Annotated in this window: 19 protein-coding genes and 1 pseudogene; all 20 read right to left on the bottom strand. The window is 58.5% G+C overall.

Features of this window, described 5'->3' with window-relative positions; translation table 11 throughout:
* Positions 1-10: 10 nt before the first annotated feature.
* The gene (locus NL123_RS15515; protein ID WP_494358222.1) at positions 11-469 is read right to left on the bottom strand and encodes a MaoC family dehydratase; all 459 of its coding nucleotides are present in this window, start codon (positions 467-469) and stop codon (positions 11-13) included.
* Between the two features lie 10 nt (positions 470-479).
* The gene (locus NL123_RS15510) at positions 480-1,265 is read right to left on the bottom strand and encodes an SDR family oxidoreductase (RefSeq protein WP_494358221.1); all 786 of its coding nucleotides are present in this window, start codon (positions 1,263-1,265) and stop codon (positions 480-482) included.
* Between the two features lie 17 nt (positions 1,266-1,282).
* On the bottom strand, positions 1,283-2,470 hold the full coding sequence (locus NL123_RS15505) for an acyl-CoA dehydrogenase family protein (RefSeq protein WP_494358310.1): 1,188 nt from the start codon (positions 2,468-2,470) through the stop codon (positions 1,283-1,285).
* Positions 2,471-2,557: 87 nt separating this feature from the next.
* Positions 2,558-3,565: pseudogene (locus NL123_RS15500) on the bottom strand (acyl-CoA dehydrogenase family protein); the annotation flags it as partial.
* A gap of 65 nt (positions 3,566-3,630) precedes the next feature.
* Positions 3,631-4,509, bottom strand: coding sequence for an SDR family oxidoreductase (locus NL123_RS15495; RefSeq protein WP_494358220.1), 879 nt, complete (start codon positions 4,507-4,509; stop codon positions 3,631-3,633).
* An 11-nt stretch (positions 4,510-4,520) separates the two neighbouring features.
* The gene (locus tag NL123_RS15490; RefSeq protein ID WP_494358219.1) at positions 4,521-5,675 is read right to left on the bottom strand and encodes an acetyl-CoA C-acetyltransferase; all 1,155 of its coding nucleotides are present in this window, start codon (positions 5,673-5,675) and stop codon (positions 4,521-4,523) included.
* 8 nt (positions 5,676-5,683) lie between these two features.
* Positions 5,684-6,748: an acyl-CoA dehydrogenase family protein gene (locus tag NL123_RS15485; RefSeq protein ID WP_494358218.1), complete on the bottom strand. Its 1,065-nt coding sequence runs from the start codon at positions 6,746-6,748 to the stop codon at positions 5,684-5,686.
* 10 nt (positions 6,749-6,758) lie between these two features.
* Complete coding sequence (locus tag NL123_RS15480; RefSeq protein WP_494358217.1) at positions 6,759-7,922, bottom strand: acyl-CoA dehydrogenase family protein; 1,164 nt, start codon at positions 7,920-7,922, stop codon at positions 6,759-6,761.
* Positions 7,923-7,937: 15 nt separating this feature from the next.
* Positions 7,938-8,708, bottom strand: a complete 771-nt coding sequence (locus tag NL123_RS15475) for an enoyl-CoA hydratase family protein (RefSeq protein ID WP_494358216.1) — start codon at positions 8,706-8,708, stop codon at positions 7,938-7,940.
* On the bottom strand, positions 8,705-9,796 hold the full coding sequence (locus NL123_RS15470; protein WP_494358215.1) for an NAD(P)H-dependent flavin oxidoreductase: 1,092 nt from the start codon (positions 9,794-9,796) through the stop codon (positions 8,705-8,707). Before NL123_RS15470 ends, NL123_RS15475 begins: the two co-directional genes overlap by 4 nt.
* Positions 9,793-10,698: an enoyl-CoA hydratase gene (locus tag NL123_RS15465; RefSeq protein WP_494358214.1), complete on the bottom strand. Its 906-nt coding sequence runs from the start codon at positions 10,696-10,698 to the stop codon at positions 9,793-9,795. The genes NL123_RS15470 and NL123_RS15465 overlap by 4 nt, the downstream gene beginning before the upstream one ends.
* Before the next feature lie 27 nt (positions 10,699-10,725).
* The gene (locus tag NL123_RS15460; RefSeq protein ID WP_494358213.1) at positions 10,726-11,538 is read right to left on the bottom strand and encodes a CoA-transferase subunit beta; all 813 of its coding nucleotides are present in this window, start codon (positions 11,536-11,538) and stop codon (positions 10,726-10,728) included.
* Positions 11,539-11,569: 31 nt separating this feature from the next.
* Positions 11,570-12,445 (bottom strand): CoA transferase subunit A, encoded by an 876-nt coding sequence (locus NL123_RS15455; RefSeq protein WP_494358212.1) that lies wholly within the window; start codon positions 12,443-12,445, stop codon positions 11,570-11,572.
* 8 nt (positions 12,446-12,453) lie between these two features.
* The gene (locus NL123_RS15450) at positions 12,454-13,362 is read right to left on the bottom strand and encodes a VOC family protein (protein WP_494358211.1); all 909 of its coding nucleotides are present in this window, start codon (positions 13,360-13,362) and stop codon (positions 12,454-12,456) included.
* A gap of 256 nt (positions 13,363-13,618) precedes the next feature.
* A complete protein-coding gene (locus NL123_RS15445; protein ID WP_494358210.1) occupies positions 13,619-15,193 on the bottom strand; it encodes a FadD3 family acyl-CoA ligase in 1,575 nt (524 codons plus the stop codon).
* Positions 15,194-15,230: 37 nt separating this feature from the next.
* Positions 15,231-16,262, bottom strand: coding sequence for a 2Fe-2S iron-sulfur cluster-binding protein (locus NL123_RS15440; protein ID WP_494358209.1), 1,032 nt, complete (start codon positions 16,260-16,262; stop codon positions 15,231-15,233).
* A gap of 16 nt (positions 16,263-16,278) precedes the next feature.
* Positions 16,279-17,016: an SDR family oxidoreductase gene (locus tag NL123_RS15435; RefSeq protein WP_494358208.1), complete on the bottom strand. Its 738-nt coding sequence runs from the start codon at positions 17,014-17,016 to the stop codon at positions 16,279-16,281.
* A 197-nt stretch (positions 17,017-17,213) separates the two neighbouring features.
* Positions 17,214-18,068, bottom strand: coding sequence for an SDR family NAD(P)-dependent oxidoreductase (locus NL123_RS15430; protein WP_494358207.1), 855 nt, complete (start codon positions 18,066-18,068; stop codon positions 17,214-17,216).
* The gene (locus tag NL123_RS15425) at positions 18,061-19,770 is read right to left on the bottom strand and encodes an FAD-dependent oxidoreductase (RefSeq protein ID WP_494358206.1); all 1,710 of its coding nucleotides are present in this window, start codon (positions 19,768-19,770) and stop codon (positions 18,061-18,063) included. Before NL123_RS15425 ends, NL123_RS15430 begins: the two co-directional genes overlap by 8 nt.
* Before the next feature lie 51 nt (positions 19,771-19,821).
* On the bottom strand, positions 19,822-21,024 hold the full coding sequence (locus tag NL123_RS15420; protein ID WP_494358205.1) for an acyl-CoA dehydrogenase family protein: 1,203 nt from the start codon (positions 21,022-21,024) through the stop codon (positions 19,822-19,824).
* Positions 21,025-21,156: the final 132 nt, after the last annotated feature.

Genomic DNA, 21,156 nt, shown 5'->3' with positions numbered 1-21,156 from the left:
TCCCCCAGGGTCAATCAAAGTAGTAACGACTGATTGTGTCGACGATGCAGGCAGGTCGCTCAGCCCCTTGAATCTCCACCGTGACCCGTACAGTTGCCTGTACGCCACCTTGCACGACCTCTGCCTTGATGACCTCTCCTCTTCCCCGAATAGCTGCCCCGACGGGCACGGGTGCAGGAAAGCGGACACGGTCGGTACCGTAATTGACCCCCATGCGCATTCGCACGTCGATCAGTTGCGAGAGGAAGTAGCTGCCGGCCAAAGCCAACGTTAAATACCCATGCGCAATGGTTGTACCAAACGGTCCCTCCCTGGCCCGTTCGGGATCAACATGAATCCATTGATGATCATTGGTCGCCTCGGCGAACCCCGTTATCCGAGCCTGATCGATACTCAGCCACTCGGTCACCCCCAGGGACGTGCCCACAGCTGCCAGCACTTCTTCGGCATTGTTGTAAATGTTTACCATGCGCCCGCCCTCATGCCCGCTGACTACTGGCAGAAATGACCTCTCCCACGAGATAGGAGGCATATTCACTGGCCAGGAACACTGCAATATTCGCCATTTCCCAGACTTCCGCAGGGCGCCCAAACGCTTCGTTGGCGGATAGCGCTGAAAGCAGCTTTTCATCGGCTGTCTTTTTCAGGAACGCATGCATGGCAATGCTCGGCGATATTGCATTGATGCGAATACCGTATTCGGCCGCTTCCAGCGCACTGCAGCGCGTCAGGGCCATGACCCCGGCCTTGGCCGCCGCATAGTGCGCCTGCTCTTTCTGAGCGCGCCAGCCCAGCACCGAGGCGTTGTTGATGATTGCACCATGGCCACGTGGTTGCATGACCTTAAGCATCGCGCGGGTCATGCGGAACGTACCGTTGAGCGACACATCGATGACCCGCAGCCATTCATCATCGCTCATTTCAATGATGCGCTTTTGCCCGCCCAGACCTGCGTTATTGAACAGAATATCGGTGCCGCCTAGGCGCGACTCAGCCTCGGCAACCAAGGCCTGGACTTGCTCTTCCTGGGTCACATCGCAGACCTGGCCGTAAATCGCGTCGAGCCCGGTTTCTTCACGCAAGCGGGCTACCGCCTCTTCAAGACGACGCGGGTGTACGTCAGATAGCATCAACGCGCGCACACCTTCTTCGGCAAATCGTTGCGCAGTGGAGTAGCCAATACCGCCGCCAGCAGCGGCCGTGACCAGCGCCGACTTGCCCTTAAGCAGGCCATGGCCGGGAACATAGGCAGGAACATTAATCATGCGAGACTCCTGATGAGCTAGCGCGTCGGCCGTGCTTCTTTGGGCATACCCAAGGCACGTTCGGCAATAATATTGAGCTGAATCTCGTTGGTGCCCGCGACGATGGTGTCCGAGCGACTGAACAGGAACACCTGTTGCAAACGGGTTCGAGAGAAATCATCAAGATAGATATCGCCTTCGATACCGAGCGCATCCATGGCCAGCTTGCCCAGATCGCGGTGCCAGTTGGACCAGTAATACTTGATGATGTAGCCCTCACGGGAAAGGCTGCCGTCATCTCCGCCACTGAGCGTGCGCAAGGTGTTGTAGTGCATCACCTTGAGGCCCATCCAGGCTTGCCCGATACGGGCACGGATCAGCGGGTTATTGACGCTTGCGGTATCCCGCGCGGCCTTGCACACCAGCTCGAGCTGATGGGCAAAATGCATCTGCATGCCGATCCAGGACAGCCCACGCTCAAACCCAAGCAAGGCCATGGCGATCTTCCAGCCCTCACCGGGTTGACCGATGACATTCTGTGCCGGACAGCGCGCACCATCGAAAAACACTTCGTTGAACTCGCAGGTGCCGGTAATCTGTTTGATCCCGCGAACCTCGACGCCCGGTTGGACCAGCTTGACCAGCAAAAAGATCAGCCCGTGATGCCCTCGAGATTCAGGTTCACAGCGGGCCACGACGAAAATCCACTGCGACTCGTGCGCCAGAGAAGTCCAGACTTTTTGACCGTGCAACACCCACTCGCCGGTCACCGGGTCAAGGCGTGCACGGGTCTGGACATTGGCCAGATCCGAGCCGGCACTGGGTTCGGAATACCCTTGGCACCAATACTCGGTGCCTGCCACGATTCCTGGTAGAAACTGTTGTTTCTGAGCTTCGCTGCCATAGGCAATGACGGTGGGACCGAGCAACGTTTCACCCAGATGACCGATATTGCCCGGACCACCTGCACGAGCATATTCCTCGTGGAATATAATCTGCTGCGCCACACTGAGACCACGGCCGCCGTATTCCTTTGGCCAGCCGACACAGGTCCAACCGCCTTTGGCGAGTTCCTGCTCCCATTCCTTGCGCAACTCTGGATAGGCATCCTCGTCTCCGGCGCCTCCGCGATGCTTCAGGCAGGCAAAGCGGCCCGTCAGATGTTCACCCATCCATTGCGATATCTCTGCGCGAAAGGCTACCGCTTCAGCCGCCTCTTCAGGCATTTCCCGATCGGTTTCGCCACCCGCGATCAGCCAGTTGGCAATGGCTTCACGGGACGCGTCGACATTGCCAAACCAATGAGCACTGGCCTGGGCACGTTTGAAATACAGTTGCGGATCGTATTCCCAAGTGAATCCCACACCGCCATGCAACTGAATCGCTTCTTGAGCGCAGAAATAGAAGGTCTCGCTGGCGAAGCTCTTGACGCAGGCCGCCTCGCGCAGCAACTCGGCCGTCGCCGGCACAGTGGCTGCAACGCGAGCACAACCACCGACGGCAGAACGCGTTGCCTCGATCTTCACCATCATTTCAGCACAGCGGTGTTTGACGGCCTGGAACGCATTGATCGGGCGCCCAAACTGCACCCGTTCAGCGGCATAGGCCAGCGTCAAGTCCAGGCATTGTTGCGCCCCACCCAATTGCTCGGCGGCGAGCGCCAGCGTTGCCAGAGCCTGTGCACGTTGCAAGCGGTCATCAAGTTGTGGGCCAGCGGCGAGTTTGCAGGCGCCTCCAACCGTAACGTCAGTCAAAACCACCTCAGCCACGCGTCGCGTCAGATCGATACCGACGTGTTCGCGCCGGTCGATTCCCTGGAGATCGGCAGCGACGGCGAACAACGCCAACTGGCCGGTTTCCAGGCGCGCCGGCAGTAAAAAAACCTCGGCGCTGGCGCCGTCAGGAACGTGGCGAAAGCGCCCTTGCAGACGATAGCCCTCAGCGCAGGCTTGAGCCGTGGCACCCGGCGATTCAGCACACCAGGATAAGCCATTGCCTGCCAACGCCACGGTCGCCCGCAACTGCCCGACGGCAATTTTCTCCAGATAAGGGGCACGCGTGGATTCGTCCACCGCTTCAAGCAATGTCGTCGCAGCCAGGCCCACCGTGGCGAAAAACGGCGATGGCAGCAGACGCCGGCCCATTTGCTCGAAAATCAGGGTCAACTCGACCCATGACAAACCCAGTCCGCCCTGGTTTTCAGGAATATGGGTGGCGCACCACCCCATGTCTTCGGCAATCTGCTTCCAAAGCGCAGGGTTGTAGCCAGTCGGGCTTTCCATGGCCTCACGCACCGAAGACGATGGGCAGGCCTCGGCCATGAAGCTTTCGGCGGCCTCGGCGATCATCTTCTGGTCGTCGTTGAGGACAAAATCCATACCCGCACTCATGTCCCATACACCTTTTGTGGAGGTACCGCTTCAGCGACCAATGCATCGACGACCACTGCGATTTCAGTCGGCAGCCAGCGCGCCGCTTTATCGCGCTGTGGACCAAGGCGCCAGCCGTCGGCCAGCGACAGCTTGCCACCGGAAGCCTCGAAGACCCGCCCGTTGATGTGCCCGGACTGTTCACTGCCCAGCCAGACCACCAGCGGTGCGACGTTGGCCGGGTCCCAGAAATCAAAGCTGTCGTCACTGGGCTTTTTCACCACGTCAGGCATGGCCGACTCGGTCATGCTCGTACGCGCTGCCGGCGCCAACGCATTAGCGGTGATGCCGTAGCGGATAAGCTCGGCCGACTGCACCAGTGTCAGTGCACAAATGCCGGCCTTGGCAGTGGCGTAATTGGATTGTCCGACCGAACCTTGCAGCCCGGCACCGGAGCTGGTGTTGATAATCCGTGCGTCGACCGGCACGCCCGCCTTGGCCTTGTCACGCCAGCGTTTGGCCAAGGTATTGGCCAGGCAAAAGTGGCCTTTGAGATGAACGCGCATGACCTCGTCCCAATCATCTTCGCTCAGGCTGACAAACATCCGGTCGCGCAGATTGCCGGCATTATTGACCAGTACATGCACCTCACCGAAATGTGCAACGGCCTTCTCGACGATCGCTTGAGCGTGGTCGATACGGGTGATGTCGTCATCGTTGGCGAGTGCCTGTCCACCGGCGGCAATAATATCGGCCACCACCGCCTCGGCAGCCTCACGACGAATGTCGTTGACCACCACATTCGCGCCTTCGGCGGCGAAGGCCAACGCATAAGCACGGCCCAGACCGCCACCGGCGCCGGTGATAATCACTGTTCTGTTAGCACAAATGCCCATGTTCAATTCCCTCACCCAAGTCGTTCGATGATAGTGACGTTGGCTTGGCCGCCACCCTCACACATTGTCTGCAGGCCATAACGACCACCGGTGCGTTCCAGTTCATGCAGCAAGGTTGTCATCAGGCGGGCGCCACTGGCCCCCAGCGGATGCCCCAGGCCTATGGCCCCGCCATTGACGTTGGTGCGCTCATGGGGATAGCCGGTCTCTTTGAGCCAGGCCTGGACCACGGAAGCGAAGGCTTCATTGATCTCTACCAGATCGATATCTTCCAAACGCAAGCCAGCCTTTCTCAACGCGGCAGCGGTGGCCGGAATCGGTGCAGTCAGGTGCCAGATCGGATCATCGGCACGCACGCTGATGTGCTCGATCCGTGCACGGGGCGTCAGGTTGTAACGTTTGAGCGCCGCCTCGGAAACCACCAGCAGAGCGGCGGCCGCGTCACAGGTCTGACTGGACACCGCGGCAGTGATCATCGGATAAGCCGGGTCGACTGGCTCCAGCGTGGCCATCTTTTCCAGGCTGCTGACACGTGGTGTTTCGTCGACGCAAAAGCCGTTGAGGCCCACGATCTCACGCTCGAAGCGCCCTTCCTTGATTGCCCTCAGCGCCCGCTCGTGGCTCTCCAGCGAGAATCGCTCCATGTCTTCACGGGTCAGTTTCCATTTGTCGGCAATAATCTGCGCCGCGTAAAACTGATTGACGGGCTGATCGCCGTAACGCGCTTTCCAGCCCTTGCTGCCCGAGAACGGGTCGGTAAAGCCCAATGGGTTCGCGGCGGTCATGGCATACGCAATCGGCACCATGCTCATATTCTGCACGCCGCCCACGGCAATCACATCCTGGGTGCCGCTCATCACTGCCTGCGCTGCGAAGTGCAGCGCCTGCTGCGAGGAGCCGCAGGCGCGGTCAATCACCGTGCCCGGCACATGGTCAGGCAAACCGGCGGCCAACCAGGATGTGCGGCTGATAACGCCGGCATTGGGGCCGACTGCATCCACGCAGCCGAAGATCACATCTTCGTAGTCTTCAGCCGGAATATTGTTGCGTTCCACCAAGGCTTTTAGAACGTGTGCACCCAGGTCAGCAGGATGAACCTCGGACAACGAGCCACGACGTTTCCCGGTCGGCGTACGCAGTGCATCGACGATATAAGCTTGCGCCATGCTGGACCTCATTCATTCAAGTTAAAGGTATTGCCCGGACCGAGCTGGTCGACGTTACCGAGTACGAACTCGGCCACGCGGGCTTTGTGAAAGCCACGATCGCCCCAGGTACCCACCAGGGCCCAAGCGCGCTTCATGAAGATTTGCAGGTCGACTTCCCAGGTGTACCCCATGGCCCCATGTACCTGAATACCCATTTTTGCCGCGAGCAACGCTGCCTCGCCTGCCGCCAACTTGGCGTGGGATACATAGATTTCACGGTTTGGGAGTTGATGCTCGACTGCATAGGCCGCCCGATAGAACACAGGCTTGGCGAACTCGATCAGCACAGCAACGTTGGCCAAGTGATGCTTGACCGCCTGAAAACTGCCAATCGGCTTACCGAATTGCTTGCGCTCGGCGGTGTAGTCGATGGAAAGGTCAAGCATGCGTTTGGCGAGGCCCAAGAGCTGCCCACTGGTGACCAAGGCACCACGCTCGAGGGTGTCGGTCCAGATCAGTTGGCCGCTTTGAGCATCGGCAATGCGGCTGCTGTCGCTCGGTGTCCAGCTCACATCGGATAGGCGTCGCGATAAATCGACGCTCAAATTGCGCTCCAGCTTCACCTCGTCACGATGCAGCGCGTGGACCTCGCCTTCATGAGGCAATAACAGCAAGTCACAAAGATGCGCGTCAGCCACCAACGGGTTGATCGGGTGACCCACGGCAATCCTGGCACTGCCATCAGCCACGCGCGGTAGCCACTCCTGTTTGACCGGCGAGTCATCCGGCAAGGCGTTGAGCATGGCTGCGGCCAGGTAGGCGGTGCCCGCCAATGAGTCAGGGATGGCGAAATAGCCCAGCTCCGGCATCATCAGCGCCCAGTCAACATCGCCACACCCCAGGCCACCATAAGCCTCACCGACCGACAGCGCCGTCAAGCCCTGTTCGGCAATCTTGCGGCGCAACTGCGGAGAACGGCCGGCTTCGGTTTCCCAAAGCTCGCGCAGCATTTCAGGGGCGGCTTCGACCAGAAAGAATCGCCGCATGGTGTCGCGAAACAGGATCTGATCCGCTGTAAATTTAAAGTCCATGGACGTCTCCTCAGCGAGGCATACCGAGCATGCGCTCGGCAATAATGTTGCGCTGGATCTCGTTGGTGCCAGCGTAGATAGGCCCGGCGTGGGCGAACATGAACCCCTCCAGCCAGGAGCCGACGTCTCGGGCCGCGGGCGAGTGCGGCAACAGCTCTGCGCGCGCACCGAGTATTTGCATGGCCGTCTCGTGCATGCGCTGATCGAGCTCGGACCAAAAGATTTTGTTGGTACTGGATTCAGCGCCGATATGCCCGCCGGCGATCAGGCTGCTGGCGGTGCGATAGGTCGCGAGCGTATAGGCCTCGGCTTGCATCCAGGCACTGATGACCGCCTCGCGGACCGATGGATCCTGATCGGCCGAAGCCCGGTTCGCCAGATACAGTTGCACCAGCGCCTTGGCGGTGGCCTGGAACCGTGCAGGCGAGCGCAGCATCAAACCGCGTTCGAAACCAGCCGTGGACATCGCCACCTGCCAACCCGCGCCCTCTTCGCTCAACCGGTTTTCTACCGGCACCCGCACATCATCGAAGAACACCTCGGCAAAGCCGGGCAGACCGTTGAGCTGACGGATCGGACGAACCGTGATGCCTGGAGAATTCAACGGCACCAGCAGAAAGCTCAAACCATGGTGGCGCTGCGAGTTCGGGTCGCTACGGAATATCCCGAACAACCAGTCGGCCCAGACGGCTCGGGTCGACCAGGTTTTCTGGCCATTGAGCACATAATGATCACCCTCACGGGTCGCCTTGGCACGGATGGCAGCCATGTCCGAGCCTGCATTGGGTTCTGACCAACCTTGAGCCCAAATACTTTCACCGCTGGCCATCATGGGCAGGAAACGCTGCTTCTGTTCAGGTGTACCGAAATCCATCAACGTTGGGCCGAGCAGGAAAATTCCGTTCTGGTTAACCCGCATAGGCGCACCGGCGCGCCAATACTCTTCTTCGAAGATAAGCCACTCAATCAGATCGCAGGCGCGACCGCCCAACTCCTTGGGCCAGGTCACCATGCTCCAGTTGCCGGTCGACAGCGTGCGCTCCCACTCGCGGTGCTGCTCGAACCCCTCCGCCGAGTCGAAACTGTCCAAAGGCCGCTTGGGTACATGTACGGTCAACCAATCGCGAACTTCCTGGCGGAACGCCTGTTGTTCATCGGTATATTCGAGTTTCATCAAAGGCTCTCCAGGTCAATCCGCGCTGCGGGGAATAAAGCTTGCCTGGCGCTTCTCGACGAAGGCCTGGCGGGTTTCGGCGGAGTCGGCATTCAGATAGGCCTGAAGCGTAAAACCCTGCTCCCAGCGATACTTGTCTTCCAGGTTCCCGTCTTCCACACCATTCAATGCTTCTTTGGCCAGACGAATCATTGCCGGACTTTTCGAAGCAATTTTGTGTGCGACGGCCAGCGCGGTTTCGCGTAGCTGCGCGCGTGGTACAACCTGCTCCAGCGCACCCAGGCGATAGGCCTCGGCGGCGGTGATTTTTTCTCCAGTGAAGTACATGTGGCGCACTTTCTGTACCGGGAACAGACGCTGCAGATGCGCCCCGCCTCCCATCGCACCACGATCAACTTCCGGTACACCGAACGTTGCGCACTCGGCACCGATAACGATGTCTGCCGCACCGGCGATGCCAATGCCTCCACCCAAAACGAAGCCATGCACCGCTGCAATCACGGGCACCGGACACCGGTGCACCGACCTGAAGGTTTCGTAGTTGCCTGCGTTGACTGCAACAATGCGTTCCGGGTAGGTCGCCAGTTCTTTGATGTCGACGCCTGCGCAGAAACCCCGGCCTTCGGCTCGAATCACAATCACGTGAACGTCGCTTCGTGCGCCTAGAGCATCAATCGCCTGCGCCAGGGCGAACCAGCCCGCACTGTCGAGAGCGTTGACCGGGGGATGATCGATGACCAGTTCCGCGACACCGCCCTCTATCGAGCTATGAAATCCTTGAGTCATATCTGTACCTCCGGAGTCGTTTTCATCCAGGCCTGAAGGGCCAGCAGCCGTTGGCGGGCCTGGACAACGATTGTTTCGATAACCTGTGCGCAGCTCTGTAGTCGATCGATGCTGGCAGCCACCTGCCCACTGGGCAGCACGCCGTCGTCGGGGCGTCCGTCACTCAATGCCAGGCGAATCAATTGGGGAGCGTTGGCGGCGCGGGCGGCCATACTCAGCGAGAGCTCGCTGTCAGCACGCCAGGTACTCAGCGCGACGCGCAACAGTTGGGGAAAATTCAGACCGACCTGCTGTTTGTAAGACCAGGCACTGCGCCAGGCCTGCCAGGCCTGACGCATCACACCCGCCCGTTCCAGACGCTGCAGTGTCGGGTTGTCTATCATCCGTTGCGGCAAGCCGTCTACCGCCACGGAAATACGGATACTGGCGGGATCTCTCACGCTCAAATAGCGTTCCAGTGTGGCAGCCGGCACGGGCGATTCCTCAGTCAGCAAAAAGCGCGTGCCCATTGCTATCCCCTGAGCGCCACATGCCAAGGCGGCCGCCAGGCCCCGACCATCGTGCAGTCCGCCAGCCGCCAGAACCGGCACATTCACCGCATCAAGCACCAATGGTAGGAGCATGCTGGTCGGCACGACGCCGGTATGCCCACCGCCTTCAGAACCCTGGATGACCAAGGCGTCAGCACCCAACGCCACGGCTTTACTGGCATGCCTTACGGCACCCACGGTAGGTATGCAGATCACCCCTGCCTGCTTCAAACGATCGATAGTCTGGGGATCCGCACCTCGCCCGTAACTGGCTGCGCGCAAGCGATATTTGACGATCAAGGCCAGCACTTGCTCAGCATTCGCCTGGAACATGTGGAAATTGATTCCGAACGGCTGATCAGTCAGCGCCAGTACCTGACGAATTTCCGCCTCCAACCGGTCCGCCGGCAGTGTCGCAGCCGCCAGAAAGCCAAAACCACCTGCATTGCCGACTGCCGCCACCAGCCGCGCATCCGCCACCCAGCCCATCGCGGTTTGAATCACCGGATAGCGGCAACCCAGCAAGTCACAGATCGGTGTATGCAGGCTCAGGGTCATTTGGTTTGCGCCTCGCCGGAACGGACTTCACCTGGAGCGCGCTGCGAATCAGCCATGGCTTTGGCGTCGTAACCGCCCAATTTGTCGCCGGAAATCAGCTCATTGTGGGCATGGGCAAAATGGTGCCAGGCAAACGCAGCCTCCATGCCGGCCCGCTTGCCCTGCAGGTCTTCGATGTGATTGATTGCCTGCTTGGTCAAGGCCAACCCCATGCGAGGCATCTTGCCGATCCGTTGAGCGATGCTGTAAGTCTCTTCCTCGAGGTTCTCCCGGCTGGCGATGCGGTTGACCATGCCCATCTGGTAGGCCCGCTCGGCGCTCATGCGCTCTCCGAGAAACAGAAACTCCTTGGCGATGCGTGGGTTCAATTCAAAGGCATGGGCGAAGTACTCAACACCAGGAATCCCCATGCGCACAACTGGGTCGGAGAAGAACGCATCATCGCTGGCAATGATCATGTCGCAGACCCAGGCCAGCATCAGACCACCGGCTACACAGGCGCCCTGGACCATGGCAATGGTCGGCTTGGGCAGATCGCGCCAGCGTCGGCACATACCCAGGTACACTTCCTGCTCACGCACATAAAGAAACTCGCCACCTGGCTTGTTCACATGGTCGTACCACAATGATGCGCGATCAAAACTCTGATTGATGTCTCGTCCCGGTGTACCGATGTCATGTCCGGCAGAAAAGTGTTTGCCACTGCCACGCAGAATGATGACCTTGACCTCGTCATCATCCACCGCGCGGCGAAAGACCGCGTCCAGTGCATAGGTCATCTTCGAGTTCTGCGCATTGTTGAACTCGGGGCGATTCATCGTCACCGTGGCGATGCCATCCAGCACGCTGTACAGCACCACCTCTTGCGCACCTTCGACGCCTGTTTCTTTATGCTCAGCCATACGGTACTCCCCGTTCTTGCTACGGCTTCAGGCGGCGCGGACGCCAGGCGGATTGTTTTTGATCACACTTGCCCGCAAGTTGTGCGGATCGAGGCGGCGGATGACGTCCAGCTGTTCTTCGGTCGGTGCCGGAGTGGTCGGCAGATCGTCAATCTTCAGTAAGCTAAAACCGGTGGCATTCTGGACCTGCTCGAAACTCACACCTGGATGCAGGGAAACCACCCGAATGCCATGATTCGGTCCGCCGAAATCCATGACGCACAGATCGGTGATGATCCATCGCAGATCGACAAAATCATTGCGTGCGCCTTCTGGCCAACGTTCCGGGTTGTATCCGACACCGGAAACCATATCGACCTCTGCATCGACGAAAACCCTCACACCGTGGTTAGGGACGAACATCGAATTCGCATGATTGATGCTATTGCCCGGCAATCCGCGAACACCCAGAACTGCAGTCTTCGGCTTGGCGTAATCACCGATCAACGACAAGTTTGTCTGGCCGTAGCGATCAATCTGTGTCGGACCGATCATCGCGTGCCGACGACCGCCCCACACACATTCGAACACCCGGTCAAATGACATGTAGCCAGAATACTTGGGCTGGTAGTCGCCACGTGGACCCAAGGGGATTGGCTCCTCGACCAGAAAGCATTCGCTGTCGGTCATCAACAGCTCCGGCGAATGAGTCAGCTTTGCCAGGCTAGCCCCCAGGCGCGGCACTACGCCGATACCGGAAGCAAGAATTTCACCATTGCCACGCCAGGCTTCGCTGGCGGCGACAATCAACAGCTCTGCAAGGCTGTAGTCAACAGCGGCGGCGGTAGACGCTTGAGTCATGACGGTTGTCCTTATCTTTAGGCTGCGAAAGCTAGAAAATCGGCAAAGGCAATTTGCTGACGCGCTCGGCGCCTCCAACCTTGCTCAGGTACTCGGCTTCACTGCAGGTAATAAATTCATCGACGTAGCCTTGCCAGCCATTTTCCTGGGTGGCACTGGCGCAATAACGCTTCAAGTGCTCCAGATCCCAGCCGTAGTCGGGGCCACTGTAGGTGGGGTGCGCGCCATAGGGTGCGTGCACCACGCCAGTGACCAGATAACGCTCGAAAAAATTCAGGCGGGCCATCTCCGGAGCAAGACCGAAGCAGTCATGCAAGACTTCAGTGCTGACGTAGCACTCTTTGGCGGCACGGGCGAACAGGTGATCAAAAAGCGGGTCGCCCCCCTTGACCAGGGTGTTACCCAGACGGTCCGATTCATTGACATGAATCAGCGCCACGTCGAGATTCAGCGCTGGCATGGCGACATAAACCTCACCGTCGTCATAAGGCGAACGCACCGTGCGCAGCTCAGGATTGCGCTCAAGCACATCGGTGCCCAAACCGCAGCGGGTCGGCAGGAAAGACATACGCATACCTGCGGCACGCAAGCCCCACTCGAACATCCCTTCGTCCACTTCCATGACCTGTAGCTCACCGGCTTCACGGGCTTTACGGAAGTAAGGTTCCAGCGGAATGGCGTCGAGTGTGACGAAGCCGAAAATCAGTTTTCTGACCTTGCCCGCGGCACACAGCATCCCCACCTCTGGCCCACCGTAGCTGACGATGGTCAGATCCTTGAGGTTCGAGCGCAGCAGTTCGCGAACGATCGCCATGGGTTTGCGACGCGGCCCCCAACCGCCGATGCCGATGGTCATGCCATCACGCAGTCGAGCGACGACATCCTTTGCGCTGAGTTCTTTATTCATCGTGGGCCTCATTTATCCAGGTGTGCAGTGGCGAGACCGAGACTCCAGTCATGCCCCCAATAGCTGATCGCAGTGGCTTCAAAGACCGAGTGTTGGTTCCAGTCCACAACCAGCCCGCCATAGCCGTACTCCAACGCGAACCCGCCGGGAGTTTCCATGTAGAAGGACACCATTTCGTCGTTGACGTGTTGGCCCAGGCTCGCCAGAAGCTTGAAGCCCTGCGCCTTGCAACGATCCATGGCCCGTCCCACTTCGGTCATCGAATCGACTTCGGCCATGACATGAATGCAGCCGGACGGCGCCTCTGCTTCAAATAACGCCAAGCTGTGCTGACGACCGTTGTTGCAATGGGTAAAGTGCAATCGCTGGACCGGGGCGTCGGGACCTGCTTGATGGTTGTAGATATCGGACAAACCGAAGCCCATCACATCGCGGAAAAATGCCCAGGTAGCGTCGAAGTTTGGAGCGGGCAGGACGGTGTGCCCCAGCCCCATCGCTCCCGTAATAAACTTCGGGACACCGACGGGCGAATCGAACAGTTTGAAGTCAGACTTCAGGCCCCAGACCACTTCATGGCGATTTCCTGAGGGATCAAGGAACCAGACCATGTCTTGAAACAGGCGTGAAACCAGCTCAACCGCGGTTGCCTTGCGCGGGTTGACACCGGCGGCCTCCAGTTCGATAACAGCAATGTCGAATGCCTGTTGATCGGCCACTTCCCAACCGGAAGCGAAGTAACCATCACGCTGACCCGGTGTGATGACATAGCGATAGGGACGCTCGTCGAGCTTGAGATACACGCCACCGGCTGTCGTTGGTGTCGACATGCAGCCCATTACCTGTTCGCCGTAGCGTTTCCAACGGGCAATGTCGGTCGACTCCGCGACCACGTAGGCCAGTCCTCTGATATCGATCATGAGTGCCTCTCAGAAATTTCGATTACCTGATGAGGATTCTCAGACGGATAGCGGGATCAAACATCGTCCATTGAGACTATCGATTCGATAATCAAAAGGCCGCGAAAATCGGCGATTCGACGGCCCTTCGACTCCCACTGGAGAGGATTCGACGCGCATGCTGAAAGACAGGATTATTGCGTGGCCGATGAGCCAGGCAAAATGTGAAAAGGGAACCGATCGGCTCCCTTCTTTAATCATTACGCTCGCTTTACGCTCAGGAAATCTGCGCCAACGCCAGCGACCTCAGCTCACGCTTGAGGACTTTGCCGCCGGGGTTAGTGGGCAGGCTGTCAACGAAATCGACGTAGCGCGGCACTTTATAGTTCGACATGTTTGTACGGCACCAGGCAATCAACTCCTCGCCACTTATCGACGCGCCTGGACGTGATACGACAAAGGCTCGCCCAACCTCGCCCATACGATCGTCCAGAACACCGACGATGGCCACTTGAGCGACGGCTGGGTGAGCAGCGATCAAGCGTTCGATCTCGGCCGGGTAACAGTTGAAACCACCCACTATGTACATGTCCTTGAGTCGATCCGTGATGCGCAAACAGCCCGCCTCATCAAGCAAACCAATATCGCCTGTGTGCAACCAACCTTCGCTGTCGACCACCTCACGAGTGGCGGCATCATCGGAGAAATACCCCTGCATGACGTTGTAGCCACGAATCAACACCTCACCCGCCGTACCTGGCTCCACCTCCCGATCGTGCTCATCAACGACCCTCAGCTCAACGCCTGGCATCGCTCGGCCACAGCTATGAGCGACTACCTGAGGCGAATCGTCTCGGGAGGTCAACGTGGCAAACCCGCAGGATTCCGTCAGTCCGTAGCCGGTCAGCACGACCTTGAAGCCCAACTCGCTGCGCATGCGCTCAATCAGGCTAGGGGGGATGGTGGTCGAACCGGTAATGGTTGCGCGCAAGCTTGAAAGATCAGTCGTCGCTAACGCAGGGTCGGCCAACAAACTATGGAATACCGTGGGCGGCCCAGGTAATACGCTGATGCGATCACGCTCGATGGCTTTCAATACAGCCGAGGTATCAAAAACCTGCTGCGGCAGGATGGTCGCACCGCGCAACAAGGCTGCCAACCACCCCGCCTTGTAGCCCATGGCATGAAAAAACGGATTGACGATCAAATAGCGGTCGTCTGCGCACAAACCCATGGCCTGAGCCCAGCCGTCGATAGCTTTCAGGTTCTGCCCATGAGCGGTCATAACGCCTTTGGGATTACCCGTAGTGCCAGAGGTGAACATCACATCACTGAGCATATCCGGAGTCACCGCTGCCTCACGCTGAACCACCGCGGATCCATCAATTTCCTGCGCCTTATCGAGAAACTTTTCCCAGCTCATTTCGTCGGGACGTGCGTCATTGAGGACGACGATTTGCATCAACGAGGAGGGACGATGTTCAGCCAGCAACTCGGGATAGTGACTGCCGAGAAACTGCCCGGCACTGAACAGGACGCGCGCACCACTGGAGGCCAACACATAACCGGCCTCACTGCCTTTCATGCGCGTGTTGACCGGCACCAACGCCGCACCTGCACAATGAACACCCAGCGCCGCGACGATCCATTGGCTGCCGTTGGGTGCCCAAATGGCCACGCGATCACCAGGTTCGACACCCAGCGCCATAAGTCCCGCAGCGACGCTCAAGGCATTGGCATGTAACTGCGCGTACGTGATCGCAACACCGTTTTCCTCGATCGCGATACGTTCACCGTGAAACTGCGCCGAATGCGCCAGCATGCGAGGGATAGTCAAAGTATTCGACGCCATGTTCAATAAACCTCAATGTTAAAACGACCCGGGACGATCAATCCGGGAAGCGCAAAGTGATGTGATCGCTGTCGGCGACCGCCTGGCATGCCAACGTCCAGCCTTCAGCCAGCTCGTTTTTGTCCAATACATCATTCACGCGTAAATTCACTCTCCCCCCCTCCACCGTGCACATGCAGGTAGCACAGGCGCCGGCGCGACAGGAATAAGGCGCATCGATACCCACGCGCAGCATGGCGTCGAGCAAGGACTCCTGGTTGGTGCAGGTCAATTGGTGATGCTCACCATCGAGCGTGACGTCAAGACGCGTTTCCTTGACGGGGGCACCGCCTTGGATCGGCGCGACCTCAGTGCCTTCTTCAGGCAAGGACACGAAGCGCTCGACATGGATCCGTGCCTGGGGAAGCTCCAGATCGTGAAGCGCCTCGACCGACGCGTCCATAAAAGGCCCTGGGCCGCAGATAAAACAATTAGCATGGCGCCACGGCCGTGCCAGTTCCGCAAGTTGGGCGACCGAAGGAATACCCTGAACCGAGTCCAGCCAGTGCAGAACTTGCAGACGTGATGGGTGGGCAGCAGCAAGGGTTTTCAACTCATCACGAAAGATAATCGAGGCCTCATCGCGATTGGCATAGATCAAACAGATCCGTCCCGTACCCGCCACCAACACCGAGCGCAGGATCGACAGCACTGGGGTAATGCCACTGCCCCCACCAAAGAGCAAAAAGTCGCCCTCGAAGGATTTCGGCGTAAACACGCCAGCCGGTGGCAGCACCTGCAATTCGTCGCCGGCGTTCAAGTTATCGCAGACCCAATTTGAGCCCCGTCCGTCGCGGACGCGCTTAATGGTGACCCGCATCGCGCCATCAACCAAGGGTGAGCTGGCCAGGGAATAACAACGGGGCAAGTGCCGCTCGCCAATGGGTAAACGCAATGTGAGGAACTGCCCCGGCCGATAGCGAAAGGTGTCAGCCAACGACGGCGGAACATCGAAAACCAGGGACTTGGCGTCCAGCGTTTCTTCAATGACGGTTCGGATACGAAGGGTGTGATAAACCGGGCCGCTCATGTTTTAGATCTCCAGCTCAACCGAGCGCCACCAGGAATGCATTATCGACGCGCATTTCAGCACCATTGATGTATCGCGACTCATCCGAGACGAGGAACACGATCAGATTGGCGACATCCAGCGGTTCACAGAACGGTGATTTGGGATTGTCGGCAAAACTGAGGTCATCATTCCCACTCCAGATGGCCGCCGTCATCGGCGTGCGGATCCCCCCTGGAATGATCGTATTGCAGCGAATTCGATAGCCATGATTGAGGCAATGCGCAGCCACGTTACGCGTCAGCGCAGCTACGGCCCCCTTGGACGCCGAGTAGGCACACATGCCAGGGTGACCCGCGACAGCGGCGGTGGAAGCGAGATTGACGATTGCGCCACCCTTCTCACGCAACGCCTGAATGGCGTATTTGCAGCCAAGGAAAGTCCCATCGGCATTGATTGAAAGCGTTCGCCGCCAGTCTTGTAGACTGGTCTGCTCGATATCTCCCATCGGCAAAATACCGGCATTGTTGACGACCGCATCCAGGCGCCCGAAATGCGCATAAGTCACGGCCACCGCTTGCTCCCAATCGTACTCATCGGCGATGTTCAAACGTACGAACAGTGCAGCCTCACCCAAGCGTTGAACGGTTTCACGACCATTGTGCTCATCAATATCGGCAACGACCACGCGAGCGCCCTGATCTATCAGCGCTTGCGCGGTTGCCTGGCCAACACCACTGGCTGCGCCGGTGATGAATACCACCTTGTCTTGCATGCGAGTCTTCAAAAGCGCGCCCCTTATTTTTTAATTGTTTCTGGGATGCCTGGATTCTCGGATTCAATGCCTCTGGACTCATCGTCCAATAGGACTATCGCCAGCGCTTTAAATCTTTGCCGCAAAAAAAAACGCCCCTTTGAGGGGGCGCCATGATCAGTGTGTGAAGGGGAGCGATGATCAAAAGAGACTGCGCGCTACTCGACCACTGCCGGAGAGAACTCAGGAGGATCACCGAGGAACGCACGATGGGATGGAGGCTGGGTGCCGCCGTCATCCTGCACGCCGTAATCCACTGCCAACTCGGCGGCATAGTAGACCTTCCCCGAACGTGCCTGTCGCTCGCTGTCCAAATACAGCGCCGCCACTACCCGGCCAAGAAACTCCGGTGTTTCGCCCATGGCCAGCCAGTCACCGTACTTCTCTGGCTCCGCCGCGCAGACAGCCAGGGTCCGCTCGGTTTTGACCAGCCCCGGCCACAGCGACACAACACTGACGCCAAACGGGCGGAAGTCGTGAGCCATGTCATGGGACATCTTGTCGGTCGCAGCCTTAGCACCGCCATAAGCCGGGCCATGCATGTAACAACGCCCGCCAGCGGAAGAGATGTTAACAATCAACCCCTGGGTTTCAAGCAGCAAGGGCGCCGCGTGATAACAGGCGACATACACCGAATGCATACCGACGCCGAATAACTCGGTCATTGTCAGCGGCTTCTTCCAGAACGGCGCGATATCCGTCAGCTCTGCAGGAATGGCAATGGCACAGTTGACCAGAATATCGAGCCGCCCCTGCTCACGCTGAACCCGCTCGAACAAGACTTGAACCTGAGCATCGTCGGCATGATCGCAGACCACGGCGATGCCCTGCCCGCCCGCCTGGTCGATATCTTCAGCGGTGCGATAAACCGTGCCGGGCAGAGGCGCATCACCCTCGCGCACACTGCGTCCCGTCACGTAGACCGTCGCGCCCGCGGCGCCGAGCGCGAGCGCTACGCCCCGACCGACACCACGACTCGCACCCGTCACCAGGCAAATTTTTCCTTTAAGCATTTTTCTCTCCCGCAAGATGGTTGGCGGCGATGAAACCGAATGTCAACGCAGGCCCAAGCGTGGCCCCCGCCCCCGGATAAGAAGGCCCGGTGACAGACGCCGAGGTATTGCCGGTGGCATAGAGCCCGACGATGGGCTCCCCAGACTCGTTCAACACCCGAGCGAACTCATCGGTCACCAGACCACCTTTGGTTCCGATCTCTCCCGCGTCGAGTTTCAACGCGTAGAACGGTGGCTTGAGGATCGGTCCAAGACACGGATTGGGCTTAGCGGTAGGATCTCCATAGAACAGGTCATACTGGTTCCCGCCCTTGGCAAAATCCGTATCGATACCCGTGGCCGCGTAACGATTGATACGCTGCACGCTGTCCGTCAGCCCTGCTGCATCGACACCAATGGCGCCGGCAAGGGATTCGAGGGTTTCTCCGCGGAAAAACACATTGCCCAGCCAATCACGTGGCAACAGCGCGTCAGGCATGACTGAAGCAGAGACCAGCGGACCCGCGTTGTACTTGCGCCGGAAGTTAGCGTCGAAAATCATCCAGGCCGGTAGATTGGCTTTCGTCCTGGCGTGGTCTTCGTACATCGCCAGAACGAAGTCCAGGTAATCCTGCGCTTCGTTGGCAAAGCGCTGACCCAGTCGATTGACCACGATGCACCCTGGCAAGGCGCGCTCGGAAAACAAGCCGCGCTGTTTCTCCTCGCCAGGTACATGGACGGTAGGCGTCCACCAGGCATGCTGCATCAGATCCACCGCCGCCCCCAGCTGTTGACCAGCCACTATCGCATCCCCGGTATTGCAGGGTGGTGCTGCCGTCCAATCGGTTTGAGTTGGCTTGGGCAAGTACTGTTCACGCATTTGCTGATTGCGCTCAAAACCACCGGCAGCCAGCACGACGCCCTTGCGGGCACGTATGAACAGCTCCTGTCCCTGATGATTCACCTGTACGCCAATCACACGGCCGCCCTCTTCACGCAGGCTTTTTAACGGTGTGTTCAACCAAATCGTAATTTTTCGATCCAGCAACGAGCGCAACAGCGAGCCCACCAGCGCGTTGCCCATGGTCAACCGACGATCGCGCTTGCTGCGAAGCCGTCCAGGCAAGTCCAACCAGTATTTGCACCCCATCTTGAACGCAAGGGTCTTCCAACCGGGCACCCGAGCCAACAGGGTCATGGCCTCGAACGTGGTCATGCCCATTCGCCCAAATATCAGCATGGTGGGAGAAGTTTCACGCAACCGGGATAATAGCGAACCGAGGGAGCGACCATCGAATGCCAAAGGATCAAGGGTCCGGTAGCCCAGTTTGGCACCCGGTAAGTTCTGGTAATAATCGGCATAATTCGGCACGGCGCGATAACGCATGTGCGTTTTTTCTTCGGCATAACGCAACATCCGTGGCGCCTGCTCGACGTAAGCGCGAATGCGCTCAGGTGCCACTTCGCCTTTGGCCGCAGCAATCATGTACGCGTTTGCATCTTCTACGCTATCGGTACCGCCGCTGGCTGCAATGTGGTCGTTATTGGGAATCCAGATCCCCCCTCCCGACACTGCAGAGGTGCCGCCGTATTTGTCGGTTTTTTCGATCACCAGTACCGACAGCCCCAAGTCGTGGGCTCGGGCAGCGGTCAGCATTGCGCCCGCCCCGGTCCCGACCACTACCACATCGTATGTTTCTTCCCGGTTTGCTATCGCATTCATGGCCTGATCTTGTCGTTATTATTGGCGAGACTGAAAGCGGCCCAGAGGCGCTTAAACAGTAGTGTCTTTATTCTCAAGACCACAGAGCACCCCACCGAAGTTGCGCCCCACGGGGTCTGCGTAGTTGGCGACGTGTGCTCGTCCCGCATGAATATCTAGGAAATAGCGCACCACCGGATGGCTTTGATAAAGCCCGGAACCGCCACAGGCCTTGAGTAGACGACTGACGTGATGCGCACAGATTTCCGGCGCCTGAGACGATTGAAAGCGATACAGCAACCGGTCTTCGATAGGGGCCGGCTCGCCCTTTTCCGCAGCGCTCATCAGCGCCTCGAAGTTTCGAAACAATGTCGTTTTGAGTTGATCTACCGCTGAAGCCGCTTCGCTGGCGACCAGTTGAGCCGACGGATCATTAGCGGTCGCACCGAGGAAATTGCGGCTGACTTGCACAGCGGCAGTCGCTCGAAAGGCATTCAGCGCGCCCTGCAGACCACCGATACAAGAAGACGACACTGCACGCACAAACACTTGTGCAAAAGGCAGCAGGTACAGCGGCGCATTGTTGATGGCCAAGCCTGGACGAGCCGCTACTGAATCGTCACGGGTGCGATGGGTTCGATACTCCGGAACGAAAACATCCTCGACGACAATATCGTGGCTCCCGGTGCCCTTGAGGCCGAAGGTATTCCAGTTGCGGACAATTTTGTAGTCACTTTTTGGCAACAGAAAAGTCCGGTATTCCGGCGCATCACCCTCGTTGCCGGGAGGAACCATTCCCCCTAGAAAAATCCACTCGACATGTTCACAACCGCTGGAAAAACTCCAACGCCCGCTCAAACGAAACCCCTTCTCTGCCAGTGTAACTTTACCGACAGGCATGTAGGTTGACCCTACTAGAGTGGAAGTATCGCTTCCCCAAACTTCGTCCTGGGCACGCTCATCGAACAAGGCCATCTGCCAAGGATGGACACCCAAGACGCCGTAGATCCAGGCCGTCGACATGCAGCCCTCAGCCAAGATCATCTGCACTTTGTAGAAGGTCGCCGGTGACATTTCGTAACCACCGTACCGTTTGGGTTGCAAGACCCGAAAGAAACCGGCCTCCAGCATTTCACCAACCGTTTCATCGGGGACCTTACCGTCTCGCTCGGCTTGTTCTGCACGCTCAAGCAACCTCGGCACCATCGCGCGAGCACGCTGTACGAGGTCGTACTCACTCGGGATCGCCGTCTTGGGTACGGACTGAATGGACATGCAATTTCTCCCTATAAAAGCCTGATGGTCACACCAGAGACTGTGTGCCTTTAACCTATCCTTCCATTCCCACAGACCCCAAGCATCGTCCAAAAAGACTAATGCTCAGCCCACACCGACGGGTGTTTCACT

The sequence above is a fragment of the Pseudomonas sp. FBCC-B1565 genome (assembly GCF_059133265.1).
The sequence above is the reverse complement of the archived record's forward strand: the minus strand, read 5'-3'. Positions and strand labels throughout refer to the sequence as shown.